Raw genomic sequence first — 18847 nt, 5'->3', positions numbered from 1 at the left:
ACGTCGGTGGTGCAGGCGAAGGTGTGCATGGCGCTGCGCCGCGCCGGTGTACGCTCAGCCCGATGGACGAGGGGCTGCTGCGTTACCCCGACGTGCTCGCCTATCTCCGGCACCTGGCCAGAGATCCGGCGTTCGGTCGGGTGCAGTACGTCACGGACCTCGGCGGCACGCTGCGCGCCGCGGTGATCGGGCGCGGCCGGGCCCGGCTGGCGATCGTCGAGGCGCTCGGCTTCGTGCCGCCGGAGTTCGACGTGGTGCTGGTGGTCGGCCCCGAGCGCTCGCTGGCCGCGGCGCTGGGGCGGATGCCGGCCCACCGCGCGCACGCGCTGGCGCTGCCGACCTCGCCGGCGCGGCTGCGGCGGGCCATCGACGAGGCGCTCTTGGCGGTCGACGCCATCCTGCAGAGCCGCGTGGCCGATCAGCTGGTCGACGTCGGCCTCGCGCTCAACCGCGAGCGCGACCCACGTCGCGTCCTCGAGCTGATCGTCCGCCACGCGCGAGCGATCACCGGCGCCGACGCGGGCTCGATCTACGTGGTCGAGGACGACGGTGCGACGGTGCGCTTCCGCGTCGCCCACAACGACTCGGTCGCCGCCGATCTGCGCGACCACACCCTGCCGGTGTCCGACGCGTCGGTGGTCGGCGCGTGCGTCCTGAGCGGGCAGATCATCAACCTCGAGGACATGTACTCGGAGACAGGTCGCACCGCGCTCGGCCGCACGTTCGCCCACGACCGCTCGTTCGACGAGCGCTTCGGCTACCAGACGCGCTCGCTGCTGACGGTGCCGATGCGCGCGCCGGAGGGCCAGGTGATCGGCGCGGTGCAGCTGATCAACGCCAAGGACGGGCGCCACCCGCTGGCCTGGCCGGCCGACTTCGGCCGCCGCACCCGGCCGTTCTCGGCCGCCGACGAGCGGGTCTGCCTGGCGCTGGCGACCCAGGGCGCGGTCGCGCTCGAGAACGCGAACCTGTACGCGGAGGTGCAGGCGCTGTTCGAGGGCTTCGTGCGCGCGAGCGTGACTGCGATCGAGCAGCGCGACCCGACCACGAGCGGCCACAGCCAGCGCGTGGCCGACCTGACCGTGGCGCTGGCGAAGGCGGTCGACCGCTCCGACGGGCCGCTGGCGGCGGTGAAGTTCTCGGCCGACGACCTGCGCGAGATCGAGGTGGCGGGGCTGCTGCACGACTTCGGCAAGGTCGGGGTGCGCGAGCACGTGCTGGTCAAGGCGAAGAAGCTGTTCGACTGGGAGCTGACTCTGGTCGAGGAGCGCCTCGACCACCTGCGCACGGCGGCGCGGCTGAGGCTGGCCGAGCGCGAGCTGATCGCCATGCGCGACGGTTCGATCGACGTCGAGGCGGCGCGGCGGGCGTTCACGGCGGAGCTGCTGCAGATCGAGCGCTGGCGCGAGGTGGTGCGCCGCGCCAACGAGCCGGCGCTGCTGCCCGAGGCGGTCGAGGCGGAGATCCACGAGGTCGCGGCGGCCCGCAGCCACACGCCGGACAAGGTGCTGCGGATCCTCGACGACGCCCACCTGACGGCGCTGCGGGTGGCCCGCGGCAGCCTCACCGAGACGGAGCGCTCGGAGGTGCAGAACCACGTGCGCCACACGTTCGAGTTCCTGCGCCAGATCCCGTGGGGCCAGCGGCTGAGGCGGGTTCCCGAGATCGCCGGGATGCACCACGAATACATGGACGGCAGCGGCTATCCCCGCGGCGCCGCGGCCGCGGCGATCCCGATCCAGGCCCGCATGATGACGGTGGCCGACATCTTCGACGCCTTGACCGCCGCCGACCGCCCGTACAAAAAAGCGGTGCCCGTGCAAATGGCGCTCGACATCCTCCACGCCGAAGCCCGCTCCGGCAAGCTCGACCCAGTGGTGCTCGAGGTCTTCGTCGGCGCGCGAGTCTACGACCGCCTCGACCTGTCCGGAGGCCGCAAGTGAGCACGCGAAGGAAGAAGGATGACGAGGCGCGAGCAGGGGGGCTCGATGCTCGGCGTGGGGGCGCGCCGGTGGACGAGGCGAGCGGCGCGGAGGCAACCTCGGACGACGCGGGGGGCGAGGCGTTGAGCGACGAGGCGGACGACAGCTCCGATGCCGTGGACGACTTCGCCGACGAAGACGGCGGGTCCGACGAAGCGGATGACCGCTCGAGCGACGAGGGCGATATCACTGACGAAGCAGAGGGCGGGTCCGACGACCTTTCCGACGAAGCGGACGAGGACTCCGGCGACGAGGACGACGCGCTCGACGGAGCGGACGACCTCTCCGACGACGAGGACATGGCCGACGAAGCGGACGACAGCTCTGACGATGTAACTGAAGCCCTCGACGGCGAGGTCGACGTCTCCGAGGAAGGGGACGACGTCTCCGTCGACGAGGACGACGATGCGTACGCGGACGACGCGTCCGACGACGCGTCCGACGACGAGGACGACGCGTCCGATGACGAAGTCGACGATGCGGACGCGGATGACGATGAGGTCGACGATGCGGACGCTGAGGTCGACGATGCGGACGCGGACGACGCGTCCGATGAAGAGAACGACGATGCGGACGCGGACGACGACGTGGACGCGGACGACAGCTCTGACGACGAGACTGGCGTAGACGCGGACGACACCTCCGACGACGACGAGAGTGGCGCGGACGCTGACGGCTCCTTCAATGGCGAGGAAAGCGACGAGCTCGCAGACACGGACCGCGAGGGCGAAGCAGGCGCGGACGACGGGCCCGGCGCTGATGAACTCTCCGAGGCCGGGGACGCCGACGACGAGGAAGGCGAGCCGAACGCCGACGCCGACGATGCGGAAGGCGAGTTGGACGCCGAGATCGAGGACATGTCCTCCGCGCCAGGTCGCGGCCGGATCCGCTTCACCGTCGCCCCGCGGCGCAAGGTCGCGCGGTGGTTCGTGCAGGCGCTCGCGCGACGGGTGGCTCGTGCCGCGCGGCGGCTCGGGATCGGCGCCGACGCGGCGGTGACCTGCCACCTCGTCGACGATCCGGCGATCGCCCGGCTCAACGCCGAGCACATGGGCAAGGTCGGGCCGACCGACGTGCTGTCGTTCCCGGCGGGGCCGCTCGGGCCGGACGAGGCTTTCGGGGGGGTCGCGGGCGACGTCGTGATCAGCGTCGACGCGGTCCGGCGCCAGGCGCGGGCTCGCCTCGGCATCTCCAGCATGACCGAACGGACAGGTGTCAAGCGACAGGTCCTTTGGGGCCTGGTCATCGAGACCGGTCCGAAAGAGCCTGTCCTTCCGGACATGGTCGAACACTCAGCCGAGGCCGCGGCCGCGATCGACGAGGCGACCGTGCTCGCGGTCCACGGCCTGTGCCACCTGCTCGGCCACGACCACGGCGGGCGCGGCGAGGCGCGGGCGATGCATCGGGCCGAGCGCCGCGCGCTGCAGGCAGCCGACACGCCGGACGTGCCGCGGCCCTACGGCATCGACGCGCGCCGGGAGCGGCGCAGCAGGAGGACGCGGTGACGACACCAGTGATCGTGGTTCACGGCGGGGCGGGCACGGTGGCGGAGGACCTGCGCGCGTCGGCGGTGACCGGCACGCGCGCGGCCGCGGCGGCGGGGCAGGCAGTGTTGCTGGCGGGCGGCAGCGCCGAGGCGGCAGTGATCGCGGCCGTGCGCACGCTCGAGGACGACCCGGGCTTCAACGCCGGTCGCGGCGCGTGCATGAACGCCGACGGGGTGTTCGAGGCCGACGCGGCGATCATGCGCTCGCGCGACCTGCGATCGGGCGCGGTCGCGGGGGTCCGCGAGGTCCGCGACACGATCCTGCTGGCGGCGCTGGTGATGAACGAGACGCGCCACTGTCTGCTGGTCGGCGACAATGCGGCCCGCTTCGCCCGCGAGCGCGGGGTCGGCCACTTCGGCCGCGAGGAGGTGTGGACCGCCAAGGCCGAGGCCCACTTCACTGCGGTGCGCGCCGGCCAGCAGCTCGACAACCGCGCGGACACAGTCGGCGCCGTCGCCCTCGACGCGCGCGGCGATCTGTGCGCGGCCGGCTCGACGGGCGGCGTGCTGTACAAGCTGCCGGGCCGCGTCGGCGACACGCCGATGGTCGGCTCGGGCCTCTACGCCCACCCCGAGCTCGGCGCCTGCGCGACGACCGGGCTGGGCGAGGCGATCTTGACCCACGTGCTCGCCTACGCGGCGCTGCAGCGGGTCCGTGGGGCCGCCGGCGAGGCCGTGCCGCCGCTCGCCGCGGGCCTGGTCCGCGAGGTGTCGTCGCGCTGGGACGGGGCCGCCGTCGGCCTGGTCCTGCTGCGTCCGGACGGCACCGCGGCGGTCGTCCACGCCAGCCAGCACATGAGCTGGGCGATCGCGCGAGGCGACGCTGCGGTCGACGCCGGCCTGTCGGTCTGAGCTTCGTGGGTTGGCCCGGCGCGGCGAGATGAACCGGGCGATCGCGCGAGGAGACGGGGCGGTCGACGCACACGCGTTCGTTCGCCCGAGCGGCTGAAGTGTCCTGCGTCGGCGGGTTGACCGGAGGTCGGCCGCTGCGCAGGTCGGGTGTCGCGGCTGAACTCGTGGACAGGCACCGGCTGGTGTGCCGCGGAGGGCGGCCTGCAGCCGGCGGGCGCCGATCTGGGCACTGGACGCCGGGGCAGAGGGGCGCCTATAACCGGCGGGTGCTCCGCTGCGCGCTGATCGTCGCCCTGGCCGCACCGCCGGCCGCCGGTTCGAGCGCGTCCGGGGTCCCCTGGGGCCCGCTGCCGGGGCAGCCGGCGCCGCCGGCCGGTGAGGCCAAGGGACAGGTCTCCGAGGACATGTCGCCGGGGACAGGTGCTTCGGAGCAGGTCCCGACGGACAGCTCCACTCCGCTGGCCAGCGAGGCGCCCGCGCCGACCGTCGCGCCGATGGGCCCGAGCGGGCCGGCGCCGGTGACGGTGCCGCCGCCCGAGCCGGGCGAGGCGACGCTGGAGCTGTCGGGCGCGGGGCAGGGCGGGCAGGTCGTCGTCACGTCGCCGCGCGGCAAGCTGCTCGGGTCGTACGCCGTCGGGCCGGGCCAGACGATCCTGCTGCGCGGGGCGCCGGGCGAGTACGTGGTCCGCAGCCCGACCGCGCCGCACGGCCTGGTGGTGCCGGTGGTCGATCGCACGCACGTGCAGGTCGGGCCGACCGGCCTGGCGATGGTGCGCGACGAGGGGCCCTCGCCGGGTCCGGTGGTGCGCGTCGGTCGATCCACCGCCGCGCGCGACCGCAACTGGCGCCGCCCGGTCGCGCCGATCCTGTCGGCGCTGGTGCCCGGCCTCGGCCAGATGGTCAACCGCGAGTACGCGCGCGGGGCCGGCTTCTTGCTCGGGACCCTGTCTCTCGGGGCAGGTGCCCTCGGCCTCGCGCTCACCCGCGATCCGTCCGACGCCGCCACGCCGGGCGCCCACGGCCGCACCTTCGCCACAGACGTCGTCGGCGCGGCCGGCCTCGGGCTTTTGACCGGCGGCCTGCACCTCCTCTACATGGCGCAGGTGATGGACGCCTACGCCGGCGCGATCGGCAAGCGCACGCCGAGGCCGCACACCCGCCACAAGGTGTCGCTCGAGCTGCGGCGGATGGCGACCGTGGGCATGCGCGCCGGCGATCCGGCGGCTCAGCTGTACGCCGACTGGAACGTCGGCGTGCTCGGCCAGGTCGCGCCGCGCTTCAGCGTCGGTCTGACCGACCTCGGCCTCAAGTTCGGCCCAGGCCGGGCGGCGCTGCAGGGCGGGCCGCGGCTGCAGTACCGCGTGCTCGAGCGCGGGCGCGTGTGGCTGTCGCTGGCGGCCGGCGCGATCGTCCAGGGCGTGTTCGCCGGCGGTGCGCCACCGGCCGTGCCCGAGGGCGAGAAGCCGCCGCGCACCGCTGCGGTCGCGGCCATCCCGTACGGTCAGCTCGACCTTCGCTTGTTCATCCTCGACCGCTGGTCGATCGACATCGTCCCGCGGATCAGCGCTCCGCTCGGCGCGGCCCGCTACTACCGCGGAGACGGCGCGATCCCCAAGCACGCGATCACGCTCGAGCTCGGCACCGGGATGGGGGTGTACTTCTGATGCTGGCCTTCCGGACCTGGCTCTTGGGACAGTGGCTTTCGGGACATGTCCGCACGGCCATGTCGGCCGCGCTCGCGGCCAGCCTGGTCGGCTGCGTGTTCGGCTACCGCAGCGAGGCCGAGGTCGAGGCGACCTGGCCGCTCATCGAGGTGCAGGCGGTGCGGGTCGGCCTGCCGGACACGCCGCTGACGGTGGTCGGCGACCCGATGGCCACCGGCCTCGAGCTGCGCGGCGAGTGGCGGGCCGCCGGCGGTAGCGAGAAGGTGGCGAAGGCCAACGCGCGCACGCCGCGGCTCTTGTTCGAAGTGACCGGCGGGTTCGCCCGGCTCGGCGCGTTGGTGCCGCTGGCGGTCGACGACCAGGTCGACCTCGAGGTCGAGGAGATCCGGTTGCCGCCCACGCTCGACCTCGAGCTGCAGACGGGGCTCGGCGACGTCGACGTCGTCGGCGTGGTCGGCAACATCGGCGTCGACGTCGACATCGGCGACGTCGACATCGACGGCGGGGACGGCGGGGTCGCGGTGCGCACCGGCGACGGCCGCGTGCGCGTCGAGTCGGCCGGCAACATGGACCTCCGCACCCGCCACGGCACCGTCGAGGTGTGGCAGGCGGGCGCGGGCGGCAACGACGTGGTGGTCCGCGCCCGCGGCGACGTGCGCGTGTGGCTGCGCTCCGACGCCGACCTCGACCTCGTCCTCGAGGGCGAACAGATCCGCGTCCAGACCGGCACCGTGTCGACGATCACCAGCGGCTCGTTCCGCCGCGCGGTCGGCGGCGGGCACGTGAAGATCTGGCTCGACGCCGGACCGGGCCACGTCGAGGTCCGCCTCGGCGAGCCCGAGATGCCGTGAGGCGCCGCGAGGGCGAGCCTCGACGCGGTGATTCCGCAGGCGCTCGCACGGACGGGCAGGGGCGGCGAGCACGTCCCGGCGGCGAGGCTGCGTGAACCGGTCCAAAACCCGCCTGGGCGGCCGCCGGCCGGAGGCGACGGCGGCGCAGCGTGACGCGTCGCCGGGTCGGTGCGCCCCAGGCTTGCGAGCAGGCCGGCGCCCGTGCTAAACGCTTCGCCGCTCCTCGCGCCAGAGTGGCGAAATCGGTAGACGCGGCGGACTCAAAATCCGTTGAGGTAGCCCCTCGTGTCGGTTCGAGTCCGACCTCTGGCACTCTCGCGGGCTTCGTGCCAAAACGATGCCCGTGCCCATCGATGTCGTGCGATCGCCGGCTGAACGGTCCCCTGCCGGGGGGGCCGGTCTCTCGCGCCATCTGCTGTGCGCGGTGCCGCAGCTCGTCGATCCCAACTTCGTGCGCTCGGTGGTCCTCATCATCGACCACTCGGAGAAGGGCGCGTTCGGCCTGGTCATCAATCACCGGCTGCCGACCACGATCGCCGAGTTCGCCGACGCGGTGACCCTGCACTGGGAAGGGCCGGCGGATCAGGGGCTGCGCCTCGGCGGTCCGGTCGAGCCGGTGCGCGCGTTCCTCCTTCACGACCAGTCGCAGTGGGACCCGCTCGCCGAGGACGTCGCGCCCGGAGCGTTCCTCACCGCTTCGCTCGAGGGCGTGCGCCGCGTCAGCGACAACCGCTTCGGCGGGGCCGGCCGCAACTACCTGGTGTTCCTCGGCTACGCCGGCTGGGGCCCGGGCCAGCTCGAGTCGGAGATGGCCCAGGGCAGCTGGCTGGCGGTGCCCCTGCGCGAGCCCGCCAGCGACGCCCCCGGGGTCCCGGTGCCGTGGCTGTTCGACACGGCGCCCGAGGTCATGTGGCATGACGCGCTCACGACGATGGGCATCGACCCGGCGCGGCTGATCGGCGCGAGCGTCGGCTCGGGCCGCGCGCCGCAGGCGTGAGCGGCGGCTCGGGCCGCGCCCCGCAGGGGTGAGCGGCGGGCGGCGCAGACGTGAGCGGCGTGTCTCGAGACGCGCGTCGTGGGCTTGAGCGGCGCGTCGCGGGCGTGAGCGGCGTGACTGGGGCGGGCGCAGAGCCTCGCGCGGGGCAGCGTGCGCGGCGAGCTCGGGTCCCGCGTTTGCATGTCTTTCAAGACATGACCTTCTGTGCATGGCGGATCGCTCATGCCGCAATGAGCATGCTCTTGGAGACATGTCGTCCGCGGGAGCAGGAGCGACTCGCGCGCCCCGGCGCGCATCAGCGAAGCGGCTCACGCTCGAGTGCAGCGATCGAGCCCTTTGGTATCGCGCGTGGCCGCGCTAGCGAGGCCGCGTGCGCGGGGCGTGACCGGCGAGCCGCTCGCGTCGCGATGTCGTGGCTCGGCGGCTGCGCGCCCGAGGCTGTACAGCTCCACGCGCTCAGCGGTCGTGCAGGCGCGTGCCGAGCGGGCGGCGGGCCTCGTCGCGCAGGCCGACGAGCACGCTGTCGCCGGCCTCGGCCAGGGCGAGCTCGCCGTAGCGGGCCGCCTCGAGCGTGCGGCCCTCGCCTTCGGGGAACAGGAACGTCTCGGCGCCGAGGCTCACCTCGCTGCCGCGCTTGTGGTAGCGCAGGCGTAGCTCGCCGGGGGCGAGCGGGCGGCCGTCGTCGACGCGGACGAACTGCGCCACGTGGTCGAGGTCGCGGGTGACGAGCAGCGCCCCGCGCGGCGCCATGGCGTCGACGTCGGGCAGCTCGTTGATCAGCGCGTAGCGCAGCTCCATGTAGTCGCCCTGCATCAGCGAGCGCGGGTCGACCGGCGCGAGCCGCAGCAGCACCGTCTCGCCGGACGCCAGCACCTGCTCCTTCTGCACCACCACGTAGCCGGGGATCGCCAGGCCCAGCCCGAGCGCCAGCGACAGCCAGCGCAGGTCGCCGATCCGCGCCGCCAGCGGGCGCGCCCGGCCCTCGCGCGGGCGGTCGGCGGTGCGGCGCAGCAGCCCCGCCAGCAGCAGGAACAGCGCGCCGTGGCTGACCGCCACGATCGACTTGCTCAGCAGCGTCGAGCCGTGCTCGTAGTACCAGAAGAACAGGAAGCTGCCGATCGCGGTCAGGCCGAGCAGGCGCAGGTTCATGCTGGCGCGCAGCTGCCCGAGCAGCAGCAGCGTCAGGCCGGCGCTGAGACCCGGGGTGTCGAGGCCGAGCAGGGCGGTCAGCCAGATCCCGGCGTAGGCCGCTCTCTGGGCCCCGCCGCGCAGCTCCGGCCGCTCGCGCCCCGCCTGTACGATCAGCCAGGTCGACAGCGCCGCCCAGCCGGCCGACAGCAGCATCGCGTCGACCGCCCACCCCCCGAGGAACATCGGCAGCGCGTCCGCGTCGCCGTGATCGTAGCGGCTGCCGGCCCCGATCGTGATCGGCGCCCACACCGCCAGCGGCAGCGCGTAGGCCAGCGGCTGCCACAGCCGCCCGAGCCGGGCCGCCAGCGGCGCCTGCAGCACCCACAGGCCGCAGATACATGTCCCGAGGAACAGGGCCAAAAGACCATGTCCGAACGCGCCGACGCGCAGCTCGGCCGCCAGCACCAGCAGCGCCCCGGCTCCGACCAGGATCGAGGCGACGCCGATGGCGAGGTCGTGGATCAGCCACACCGTGAGCGCCTGCAGCAGGATCGTCGCCACGCACAGGCTCTCGTCGTCGCCGACGACCTCGCCCAGGCTGGCGAGGATCAGCACCTGCCCGCCGATGGTGGCGATCCAGCGCAGCTGCAGCTCGAGCAAGGTGGCCGAGCCGCGCGCGAGCACGGCCGCCAGGCCGAGGCCGGCCGCGCCGAGCGCGAGGCCGAGCGGCACGACCTCCGTGATATCCATCTGCACGAGGAAGGTCGCCAGCAGCAGCGCCCCGAGCCACACCGACACCGAGGCGCCGGCCTGCTGCAGTCGCAGGCCCTCGCCCGTGAGCCCGGCGAGCGCGTCGCGGGTCCGCTGCCCCAGCGGGGTGGCCTCGTCGAGCGCGGCGCGGTCGACCAGGCCCTCGTCGGCGAGCTGCTCGAGCAGCCTTCGCGTGCTCACGAAACGTCCTCCTCCTCGCGCGCCTGGCGGGCGCGGAGCCACTCGCCGCCCGCGTAGCCCTGCGCGCTGAGCAGCAGGCCCATGATGAGGAGCCCGCCGATCTCGGCGTCGAGCACGTCGAACACCACTTTGCCCTCGGCGACCGTGAGCAGGCCGAACAGCAGCGCCACCGCCAGGCGCTCGAGGCCGAAGTCACCCTGCTGACTGCCCAGCCGCATCATCACCAGCGGGAGCCCCAGCGCCAGGATCAGGGCCACGACCTGTCCGAAGGGCCAGCCGTCCGCCACGATCGCTACCGCTCCGTGGGCGAAGGTGATGCTCCAGCCGATCGTCAGCGCGACCATGCCGATCGCGTCCCCGGGGCCCCGGCGCACCCGGCGGTCCAGCGCCAGCGCGGACAGGGCGGCGGCGCCGACGATGCTGGCCCAAAGACCCGGTGACTCGAACGGGTGGCTGCCGAGCGCCTGATCGATCCACAGGTAGTTCGTCACCGCCGCCAGCAGCAGCGCGGTGATCCACGCGCCGACGAAGCGGGTCGCCAGCGCGTAGCCGGCCAGCACCGCCGACCACGCGAGGAACAGCTCGAACGCATCGGCGCCGGTCTGGTAGACCTGACCGACCAGGGCCAGGAGCGGCCCGAACAGCAGCCCGCCGGCCAGCGCCGGGGCCCGCCCGCTGAGCTTGTCGAGGCCGATCCAGCCGCCCGCGAGGGTGGCGGCGGCCATCGCCGCGGCGGCCAGGCCGATCCGCGCGTGCGGGGTGAATACGTCCCAGTTGGCGGCGACGAAGAAGAGCGCGCCGGCGACCGCCAGCACCGTGCCGAGGATGATCAGGTGGAAGCGCGCGAACCGGTACCACGCGTCGGCGGTGGGCTTGCGGACGATCAGCTCGAGCGAGCGCTCGAGGGCCGCCGGATCGAGCACGCCTGCCGCCGCGAGCGCGTGCAGGCGAACTGCGAGCGGCGGGCCGGCGAGTGGGTCGGTCACGCCGGCGACACTAGCACGGCGATCCGCGGGCCGCGACGGCCGTCGCGCCCGGCTCGGGCTCGCGGGCCGCGATCCGAGGACGACGTCACACAGGGCGGGGACGGCCTCGCGATCCGGGGAATACATCCGCGGCCGCGGAGTCGCGCGCATCTTGGTCACGGCATCGGGCGCAAGAGACATGCCACTGCGGTCGCGCAGGCGGGCCGTCGCGCTGACGATGCGCACCGAGGCGGCAGAGCGACGTGCAGGCCGCTGCGCAGAGGTCTGCGAATGATCTGTCCTTCGAGACATCCGATCACGAGCGCGGACGCGCGGCCGCAAGAGGGGCCGCGCCGGCCGTCCATGTCACGGACGCCGGGCTCGGCTATGTTCGCTGCATGCGACCCGCGAAGACCGCGACCTTGTGCACCGCGCTGGCGCTCGCCGGTTGCGGCGGCGAGAAGGGCGAGACCCTCGACACCGACACCGCGACGAGCGAGACGTCCTCGACCACCGCGTCCTCCGGCGCGAGCGAGACGAGCCCCTCGTCGGCCGATCCGACCGAGGCCCCGACGACTTCGACGACCTCGACCAGCGCGACCGCGACGAGCACCGACCCCGGCACGACCGAAGGAGCGTCCACGGACGCCCCCGACACCGACGGCCCGGTCCACCCGCTCTGCGGCGACCCGCTGCACTTCGCCACCTTCAAGCAGCCGACCACCCTGATCTACGTGTCGACCCGCGGCGTCGACGGGCCCGACTGCGGCGCCCAGGACAGCCCGTGCCAGACCGTCGAGGCCGCCGCGGCGAAGGCCACCCCGGGCACCGGCATCCGCCTGCTCGGCGAGACCTTCGGCCCCGACATCTTCCTCAGCGACCTCGCGGGCACCGCCGACGCCCCGATCTGGCTCGGCGGCGAGTTCGGCCTGCCCCCGCTGATCGCCGGCGGCGGCGAGGCCCTGCATTTGTCGCGCGTCCGCCACCTGGTCATCCACGACCTCGAGATCATGGGCGCGACCGGCAACGGCATCAACGTCGACGACGGCGGCGCAGTCGACGATCCGGAGGCGACCCGCTTCGTCGCGTTCGAGCGCCTCTTCATCCACGACATCGGCGAGGGCGGCAACCAGGACTGCCTCAAGCTGTCGGGCGTCAACGACTTCTGGGTCCTGAACGGTCAGTTCGAGCGCTGCGGCGCCGGCGGCAGCGCCATCGATCACGTCGGCTGTCACCGCGGGCTCATCCTCGGCAACCTGTTCGCCAACAACGACGGCAACGCGGTGCAGACCAAGGGCGGCAGCGAGGACATCGAGATCCGCGGCAACAGAATGCTCGACTGCGGCCAGCGGGCGGTGAACATGGGCGGCTCGACCGGCTTCGAGTTCTTCCGCCCACCGCTGACGCAGGACGGCGACAATGCCGAGGCCCGTGACATCCGTGTGGTCTCCAATCTGATCCAGGGCGGGGAGACGCCGCTGGCGTTCGTCGGCTGCGTCGACTGCCTGGCGGCCCACAACACGATCATCCGCCCGCACCACTGGCTGCTGCGGATCCTGCAAGAGACGGTGTCCGACCCGCAGTTCACGTTCGCGCCAGCGAGCAACGGGCGGTTCATCAACAACCTGGTCGTGTTCGACCGCGCCGACATCTCGACGTACGTCAACATCGGCGGCGACACTGCGCCCGAGACCTTCACCTTCACGACCAACCTCTGGTACGCCGCCGATGCGCCCGATCAGTCGAGCCCGGCGGGCGACCTTCCGGTCCCCGAGACCGGGGCGATCGCGGGCGAGGACCCGCTGCTGGTCGACCTCGCCAGCAACTTCTATCCCACGCCCGCCAGCCCGGCGGTCGGCTCGGGCACGCCGCTGCCCGAAGTCGTGGCCGACCACAACCTCGGCTGCTGGAACGACCCCCCGAGCCGCGGCGCCTTCGAACTGCTCCGGTGACCGCGCGGTGCGAGCCGCGACCTGTCCCTAAGGCCAGCTATCGACGAGCTGTCCCGCGGGACAGCTTCACACGCAGGCCGCCGCGGTCTTCAGGAGCTCGCTGTAGGCCTCGGCGTCGAGCAGGGTGGTGAACTCGCTGAGGTCGGGCGGGCGCACCGCGATCATCCAGCCCTCGCCGTAGCAGTCGTCGCTGATGGTCGCGGGCGCGAGGTCGAGGCCCTCGTGGACGCGGACCACCGCGCCCGACAGCGGCGTGAACAGCTCGATCTCCGCCTTGGCGCTCTCGAGCACCGCGAAGCACTGGCCGGGCGCGAGCTCGTCACCGGGCTGGACGCGGAGGGCGAAGTCGGTGATCTCGCCGAGCTGGTCGAGCGCGCGAGCGCTGAGCCCGACGAGCACGCTGTCGCCGTCGAGTTCGGCCCAGACGTGGTTGCGCGCGTATCGACGGGGGTGGACGGGGGGCATCGGGACCGCGTTATCCCACGCGAGCGTTGCGCCAGCAACGTCCGGACGAGCCTGGTGGTCGTCTAGCGGCGCGCGGTCGTGGCGAGCTGCACCGCGATCCCGAGCAGGGCCAGCGCGGCCCACGCGACGACCTCGGGGATGGCATCGGGCAGGGCGCCGGTCCAGGGCAGGGTGGTGAGGTCGGTGAGCCAGCGGACGGGGCTCTCGGCCATCACCTCGGCGCTGCGCACCACCAGGGCCGCTCCGGTGATCGCGGTGGCGACGATCAGCACCACCCGCGTCACCACCACGCTGGCGCTGCCGGCCACGCAGGCCAGCAGCAGCTGGACCTGCCACGAGACCCCGCCGACCACCGGCGCGACGGCCCAGGTCAGCAGCAACGCCGCGACCGCGCCGATCACGAACACGCCGACCCGGAAGTACGCCAGCACCGCCCCGAGGCCGAGCAGGCCGGCGCCGACCTGCATCAGGCTGGCCGTGAGGACCTGTCCCGGAAACCAGATCTCGGCCAGCGCGGACCCGGCGCCGACGCCGAACACCAGGCCGTAGATGCCGAGCACCAGCGGGAACAACCTGTAACCGGCGATGCAGTGCACGAGCCCCACCAGGAGCGCGACGACGGGGGGCAGACCGAGCGGCACGCGCGGACCCTAGCGACCGCAGCCGCACAGGGCAAAATAACGGCCGGCCGCGGCCGGTGTTCGAGGCTTGCGATCCTCGCCTGCGGTCCTCCCGGAGGCCGTCCCGCAGGCGGCGAGCGCTGCTTCCAGAGGATGAAGGGCGGGCTGCATGGTCGTGGCCGGTTCGTCACCCGTCGGACCGACACGTCGGTGCGCACCGGGCTCCCCGTCAGGATGTTTCACCGTTCGCTGCGAGGACGGACACATCGGGGGTTTATCCCCGTAGCCTGCGGTCGTGGTATGGCTGAACGAAAGCGCCATGCGCTCCATCCTCCTGATCGCAGTCCTGGCCGTGACACCGCTCGCCTGCGGCGGCGAGGCCGGAGCCGGCGGTCCCGGGGGTCCGGGCGGCCCCGGCAAGGGTCGTCGCGGCGGCGAGGCCGAGGCCCTCGCGGTGGCCGTCACCACGCTGTCGCCGGCCACCATCGAGCGCCACTACCGCGGCGCCGGCACCTTGCGGGCCCTGCGAGCGGCCGACCTGGTCGCGCTGCAGCCCGGTGTGGTGCTCGACCTGCGGGCCGAAGAGGGCGACAGCGTCGCCGAGGGTCAGCTGCTGGCTCGCCTCGACGGCCGCGCTTACCAGCTCCAGGCCGCGCGCGACAAGCTCAGCGCCCAGAACGCGGCCAAGGAGCTGCAGCGGCTCGAGCAGCTGAGCGGCCTGCTGTCGCGCGAGGAGCTCGACAAGCAGCGCTACGCCGCCGAGTCGGCGCTCGCCAGCTCCCAGGTGTCGCGCCACCAGGCCTCGCAGACGACCGTCTCGGCCCCGTTCGCCGGCACCATCACCCGCCGCCACATCGACGTCGGCAACCTCGCCACCACCTCCAAGTCGCTCTACACGATCGCCGATCTCAGCGCCCTCGACCTCGAGCTGCACGTGCCCGAGCGCGAGGCGAGCGCGGTCCAGGCGGGGGCCCCGGCGGTCGTCGAGCTGCAGGACGGCACCCGCTTCGAGGCCCGCGTCGAGCGGCGCGCGCCGGTCGTCGACCCACTGACCGGCACGGTGAAGTTCGTCGTCCGCGCCCGCAACTTCCCCGCGGGCGCGGTGCCCGGGGCGTTCGCGCGCGCGACCCTGCGCGTGGCCATCCGCGAGTCGGCCCCCAGCGTGCCGCGCGGCGCGATCGTCGAGGTCGAGGGCAAGCCGCACGTGTACGTGGTCGAGGACGGACGAGCCCGCCGGCGTCCGGTCGAGCTCGGGCTGGTCGGCGAGGAGCGGGCGGAGATCCGCGGCGGCGTGGCCGAGGGCGCCCAGATCGTCGTCGACGCCGGCACCGGCATCGCCGAGGGCATGCCCGTGCGCGCCGTCGCCGAGGGCGCGGGCAAGGGTGAAAGCAAGGCCGAGAGCGGCGCGGCCAAGGCCGAGGGCGCCGCTGCCTCGCCGGCCGGCTCTGCGGGCCAGGCCGCGCAGGGCTCCGCCGGCCAGGCGGCGCAGGCCGAGGCGGGCCAGGCCGCGGCTATCGGTGTGTCCGCGGGGGCAGGTCCTTCGGGCCAGGTCCCCGAGGCCAGGTCCGAAGGGGCAGGTGCCAAGGGCCAGGTCCCCGAGGCCAGGGCGCAAGAGACAGGTCCGAAGGGGCAGGCGGCCGCAGCGACGCCAGGGGTCCGGTGACGGGCGAGGCGCGGCCGCGCGGCATGGTGGCAGGCGCGGTCGGGCGGCCGGTCACGACCACGATGGTGCTGGTCGCGCTGGTCGTGTTCGGCCTGGTGGCGCTGACGCGGCTGCCGCTGGCGCTGCTGCCCGACCTCAGCTACCCGAGCGTCACGGTCCGCACCGAGATGCCGGACGCGGCCCCGCAGGAGGTCGAGGAGCTGCTGACGCGGCCGGTCGAGGAGCTGGTCAGCGCGGTGCCCGGGGTGGTGCAGGTCGAGTCGGTCTCGCGCGAGGGCATCAGCGAGGTCGTGCTCGACTTCGGCTGGGGCACCGACATGGACCGCGGCCTCGACGACGTGCGCGAGAAGCTCGACCGCGTGGTCCTGCCGACCGGGGTGCAGCGGCCGGTGGTGCTGCGCTACGACCCGGCGCAGGAGCCGATCCTGCGCCTGGCGCTGGTCTCGAGCGACAACATGCGCCCGGCCGAGCTGTGGGAGCTGGCCGACCGCCGGGTCAAGCGCGCGCTCGAGAAGATCCCTGGGGTCGCGGCGGTGCAGATCCACGGCGGCGACAAGGAGGAGATCCGCGTCGAGATGGACCCGCAGCGGCTGGCGGCCCTGCGCGTGACCGCCGACGACGTGGCCCAGGCGATCCGCCGCGACAACGTCAACCGCCCGGGCGGCGCGCTGTCGGAGCAGAAGAGCCGCTACCTGCTGCGCACCGTCCACGAGGCGCGCGCGCCGGCCGAGCTCGAGGAGGTCGTGGTCCGCAGCCGCGACGGCGCCGAGCTGCGCCTGCGCGACGTCGCCGACATCGCCCGCGTGCCGGTCGAGCGCGAGGAGCTGGCGCTGGTGGCCGGCCGCGAGGCGGTCGAGCTGGCCGTCTACCGCGAGGGCGACGCCAACACCGTGGCGGTGTCGCAGGCGGTCCAGGGCTCGCTGCCCGAGCTGTACCTCGGGTCAGGTCAAAAGGTGCTGGTGCTCAGCGACCAGGCCGCCTTCATCGAGTCGGCGATCGCCGAGGTCCAGAGCAACACCCTGCTCGGCGGGGCCCTGGCGGTGCTGGTCCTGCTGTTCTTCCTCCGCGACCTGCGGGCCACCCTGGTCATCGCCGCCGCCATCCCGATCTCGCTGCTGGTCACCTTCGTGCCGCTGCAGATGCTGGGCGTCAGCCTCAACCTGATGAGCCTCGGCGGCCTGGCGCTCGGCGTCGGCATGCTGGTCGACAACAGCATCGTCGTGCTCGAGTCGATCGCCCGCGTGCGCGAGCGCGACCCGCACGGCGCCGCCGGGAGCACGGCGATCCGCGGCGCCACCGAGGTCGCGGCGTCGGTGATCGCGTCCACGCTGACGACCGTGGCCGTGTTCCTGCCGATGGCCTTCGTCGAGGGCGTGGCCGGCCGCCTGATCCGCGACCTCGCCTACACCGTGTCGCTCAGCATCGTCTCGTCGATGTTCGTCAGCCTGACCCTGGTGCCGGTGCTGCAGAGCCTGGGCGGCGGCGGGGCAGGGGACGACGCCGGCGAGCCGGCCCCGCGCTCGCTGGTGGCCTGGCTGCTGGCCCCGTTCGCGCTGGTGTTCCGCGGCCTGCGCCTTGCGACATGGGCGATCGGACATGTCCTCGGAATCTTGACGGCGCCGCTGACCGCCGCCTACGCCGCGATCGAGCGCGCCTACCCGGTGGCGCTGAAGGCGGCGCTGCGCTGGCGCTTCACCGTGGTGGCGCTGGCGATGGCGCTGTGCGTGATGGCGTTCCAGCAGCTGCAGAGCCTCGGCAGCACGCTGCTGCCGGAGATCCAGCAGGGCGAGTTCTTCGTCCAGATCTCGCTGCCGCAGGGCAGCTCGCTCGAGCGCACCGCCGACGTCGCCCGCCGGGTCGCGGCCGCGGTCGAGCACGACGAGGCGGTCGCGCAGGTGTTCGCCCGCGTCGGCAGCATGACCGCTGGCGACAGCGCCACCGGCACGGTCGCAGGCACCCACCTGGCCCAGGTCAACGTGCGCCTGCACCCGGGCCTGCCGGCGCCGGAGGAGGCCGCGCTCGAGGAGTCGCTGATGCTGGCGATGGCCAGCGCCTCCGCCGACCCGGAGGCCACGCTGCGGCTCGGCCGGCCGGCGCTGTTCTCGTTCGATGCCCCGATCGAGGTCCGGATCTTCAGCGAGGAGCCCGAGCGCGCGATCGCCCACGCGCTGGCGCTGCTGCCCGATCTGCGGGCCATCGAGGGCCTGGCGGACGTCGCCCCCGACGACCTCGCCGGCCGCCCCGAGGTCCGCGTCGACTTCGACCGCGAGCGCCTCAGCCGCCTCGGCCTCGGCGTCGACGCGGCCGCGCTCGCCGTCCAGCGCGCGGTCCAGGGCGAGATCGCGACCAAGATGCACGCGGCCGACCGCCAGCTCGACGTCCGCGTGCAGCTGCCGCAAGTCGACCGCACCCGCGCCGCCGATGTCGGCAAGATCGCGGTGGCCGTGATCGGCGACGTCCCGGTCACTGTGGCCGCGGTCGCCGACCTGATCGAAGGGACAGGCCCCGCCGAGATCCGGCACCTCGACGGGCGCCGCGGTCTGCGGATCCGCGCCCGCCTCACCGGCGAGGACCTGGGCACGGTGGCGGCCCGCGTCGAGGACGTCCTCGCCCAGCACGACCCCAACGACGGCCGCGTCCAGGCCGAGCTCGGCGGTCAGGCCGAGTCGCTCGGCGGGTCGATGAAAAGCATGATGTTTGCGGCACTTATCGCCGTGTTCCTCATCTACGTGGTGATGGCGTCGAGCTTCGAGAGCCTGCACCACCCGCTGCTGATCATGGGCACCGTCCCGCTGGCGGTGGTCGGGGTCGCCTGGGCCTGCGTCCTGACCGGCACCCCGATCTCGGCGATGGTCGGGATGGGGGCGATCATCCTCGGCGGCATCGTCGTGAACAACGCGATCGTCCTCGTCAACACCGTCAACTACCGCCGCGGCCAGGGCATGGAGGTCGGCCCGGCGCTGCTCGAGGCCGGCCGACTGCGGCTGCGGCCGATCGTCATGACCACCGCGACGACCGTGCTCGGCCTGTTGCCGATGGCGGCCGGCGTCGGCGACGGCGCGGCCCTGCGCCAGCCGCTCGCGGTCACCGTCATCGGCGGCCTGACCGCGGCGACCCTGCTGACCCTGGTCGTGATCCCGTGCCTGTACAGCCTGCTGCCCGGCAAGCGCCAGGACGCCTGGGCCGACATGGCGGGGGAGGACTGACG

At 73.5% G+C, this 18847-nt stretch carries 13 protein-coding genes and 1 tRNA gene; 10 read left to right on the top strand and 4 right to left on the bottom strand.

The window, feature by feature from the left end:
* The first annotated feature begins 62 nt into the window (after positions 1 to 62).
* From OV090_RS27295 to OV090_RS27265, 7 genes are all read left to right on the top strand, one after another.
* The gene (locus tag OV090_RS27295; protein WP_267707556.1) at positions 63 to 1943 is read left to right on the top strand and encodes an HD family phosphohydrolase; all 1881 of its coding nucleotides are present in this window, start codon (positions 63 to 65) and stop codon (positions 1941 to 1943) included.
* Entirely contained in the window at positions 1940 to 3487 is a 1548-nt protein-coding gene (gene ybeY / locus OV090_RS50950; protein ID WP_267707555.1) for an rRNA maturation RNase YbeY, read from the top strand. Before OV090_RS27295 ends, ybeY begins: the two co-directional genes overlap by 4 nt.
* A complete protein-coding gene (locus OV090_RS27285; RefSeq protein WP_267707554.1) occupies positions 3484 to 4380 on the top strand; it encodes an isoaspartyl peptidase/L-asparaginase in 897 nt (298 codons plus the stop codon). Before ybeY ends, OV090_RS27285 begins: the two co-directional genes overlap by 4 nt.
* Positions 4381 to 4646: 266 nt before the next feature.
* Entirely contained in the window at positions 4647 to 6044 is a 1398-nt protein-coding gene (locus OV090_RS27280) for a hypothetical protein (RefSeq protein WP_267707553.1), read from the top strand.
* A 59-nt stretch (positions 6045 to 6103) separates the two neighbouring features.
* Entirely contained in the window at positions 6104 to 6895 is a 792-nt protein-coding gene (locus OV090_RS27275; protein WP_267707552.1) for a hypothetical protein, read from the top strand.
* 227 nt (positions 6896 to 7122) lie between these two features.
* Positions 7123 to 7207: transfer RNA gene (locus OV090_RS27270), tRNA-Leu, on the top strand.
* Positions 7208 to 7319: 112 nt separating this feature from the next.
* On the top strand, positions 7320 to 7892 hold the full coding sequence (locus OV090_RS27265; RefSeq protein ID WP_267707551.1) for a YqgE/AlgH family protein: 573 nt from the start codon (positions 7320 to 7322) through the stop codon (positions 7890 to 7892).
* Between the two features lie 456 nt (positions 7893 to 8348).
* Here the strand turns inward: OV090_RS27265 and OV090_RS27260 are convergent, their stop codons facing one another.
* Together OV090_RS27260 and OV090_RS27255 are read right to left on the bottom strand one after the other, a co-directional pair.
* Positions 8349 to 9974, bottom strand: coding sequence for a GDYXXLXY domain-containing protein (locus tag OV090_RS27260; protein ID WP_267707550.1), 1626 nt, complete (start codon positions 9972 to 9974; stop codon positions 8349 to 8351).
* Entirely contained in the window at positions 9971 to 10960 is a 990-nt protein-coding gene (locus OV090_RS27255) for a DUF2157 domain-containing protein (protein WP_267707549.1), read from the bottom strand. The genes OV090_RS27260 and OV090_RS27255 overlap by 4 nt, the downstream gene beginning before the upstream one ends.
* Before the next feature lie 377 nt (positions 10961 to 11337).
* On the opposite strand from OV090_RS27255, the gene OV090_RS27250 reads away from it, so the two are divergent.
* The gene (locus OV090_RS27250) at positions 11338 to 12891 is read left to right on the top strand and encodes a right-handed parallel beta-helix repeat-containing protein (RefSeq protein WP_267707548.1); all 1554 of its coding nucleotides are present in this window, start codon (positions 11338 to 11340) and stop codon (positions 12889 to 12891) included.
* A 66-nt stretch (positions 12892 to 12957) separates the two neighbouring features.
* Here the strand turns inward: OV090_RS27250 and OV090_RS27245 are convergent, their stop codons facing one another.
* Together OV090_RS27245 and OV090_RS27240 are read right to left on the bottom strand one after the other, a co-directional pair.
* Positions 12958 to 13356 carry a glycine cleavage system protein H gene (locus tag OV090_RS27245; protein WP_267707547.1) on the bottom strand — a complete coding sequence of 133 codons (399 nt, stop codon included), beginning with the start codon at positions 13354 to 13356 and terminating at the stop codon, positions 12958 to 12960.
* Positions 13357 to 13418: 62 nt separating this feature from the next.
* Complete coding sequence (locus tag OV090_RS27240) at positions 13419 to 13997, bottom strand: DUF4203 domain-containing protein (protein ID WP_267707546.1); 579 nt, start codon at positions 13995 to 13997, stop codon at positions 13419 to 13421.
* A gap of 298 nt (positions 13998 to 14295) precedes the next feature.
* Here OV090_RS27240 and OV090_RS27235 point away from each other — a divergent pair, with 298 nt between their 5' ends.
* Together OV090_RS27235 and OV090_RS27230 are read left to right on the top strand one after the other, a co-directional pair.
* Positions 14296 to 15639 (top strand): efflux RND transporter periplasmic adaptor subunit, encoded by a 1344-nt coding sequence (locus tag OV090_RS27235; protein WP_267707545.1) that lies wholly within the window; start codon positions 14296 to 14298, stop codon positions 15637 to 15639.
* Positions 15640 to 15662: 23 nt separating this feature from the next.
* The gene (locus OV090_RS27230) at positions 15663 to 18845 is read left to right on the top strand and encodes an efflux RND transporter permease subunit (protein ID WP_267707544.1); all 3183 of its coding nucleotides are present in this window, start codon (positions 15663 to 15665) and stop codon (positions 18843 to 18845) included.
* Positions 18846 to 18847: the final 2 nt, after the last annotated feature.

The sequence above is a fragment of the Nannocystis sp. RBIL2 genome, from assembly GCF_026626745.1.
In the GTDB taxonomy this organism is placed as follows: Bacteria; Myxococcota_A; Polyangia; order Nannocystales; family Nannocystaceae; genus Nannocystis.
Note: the sequence above shows the minus strand (reverse complement) of the source record. Positions and strands in the feature narration are given on the sequence as shown.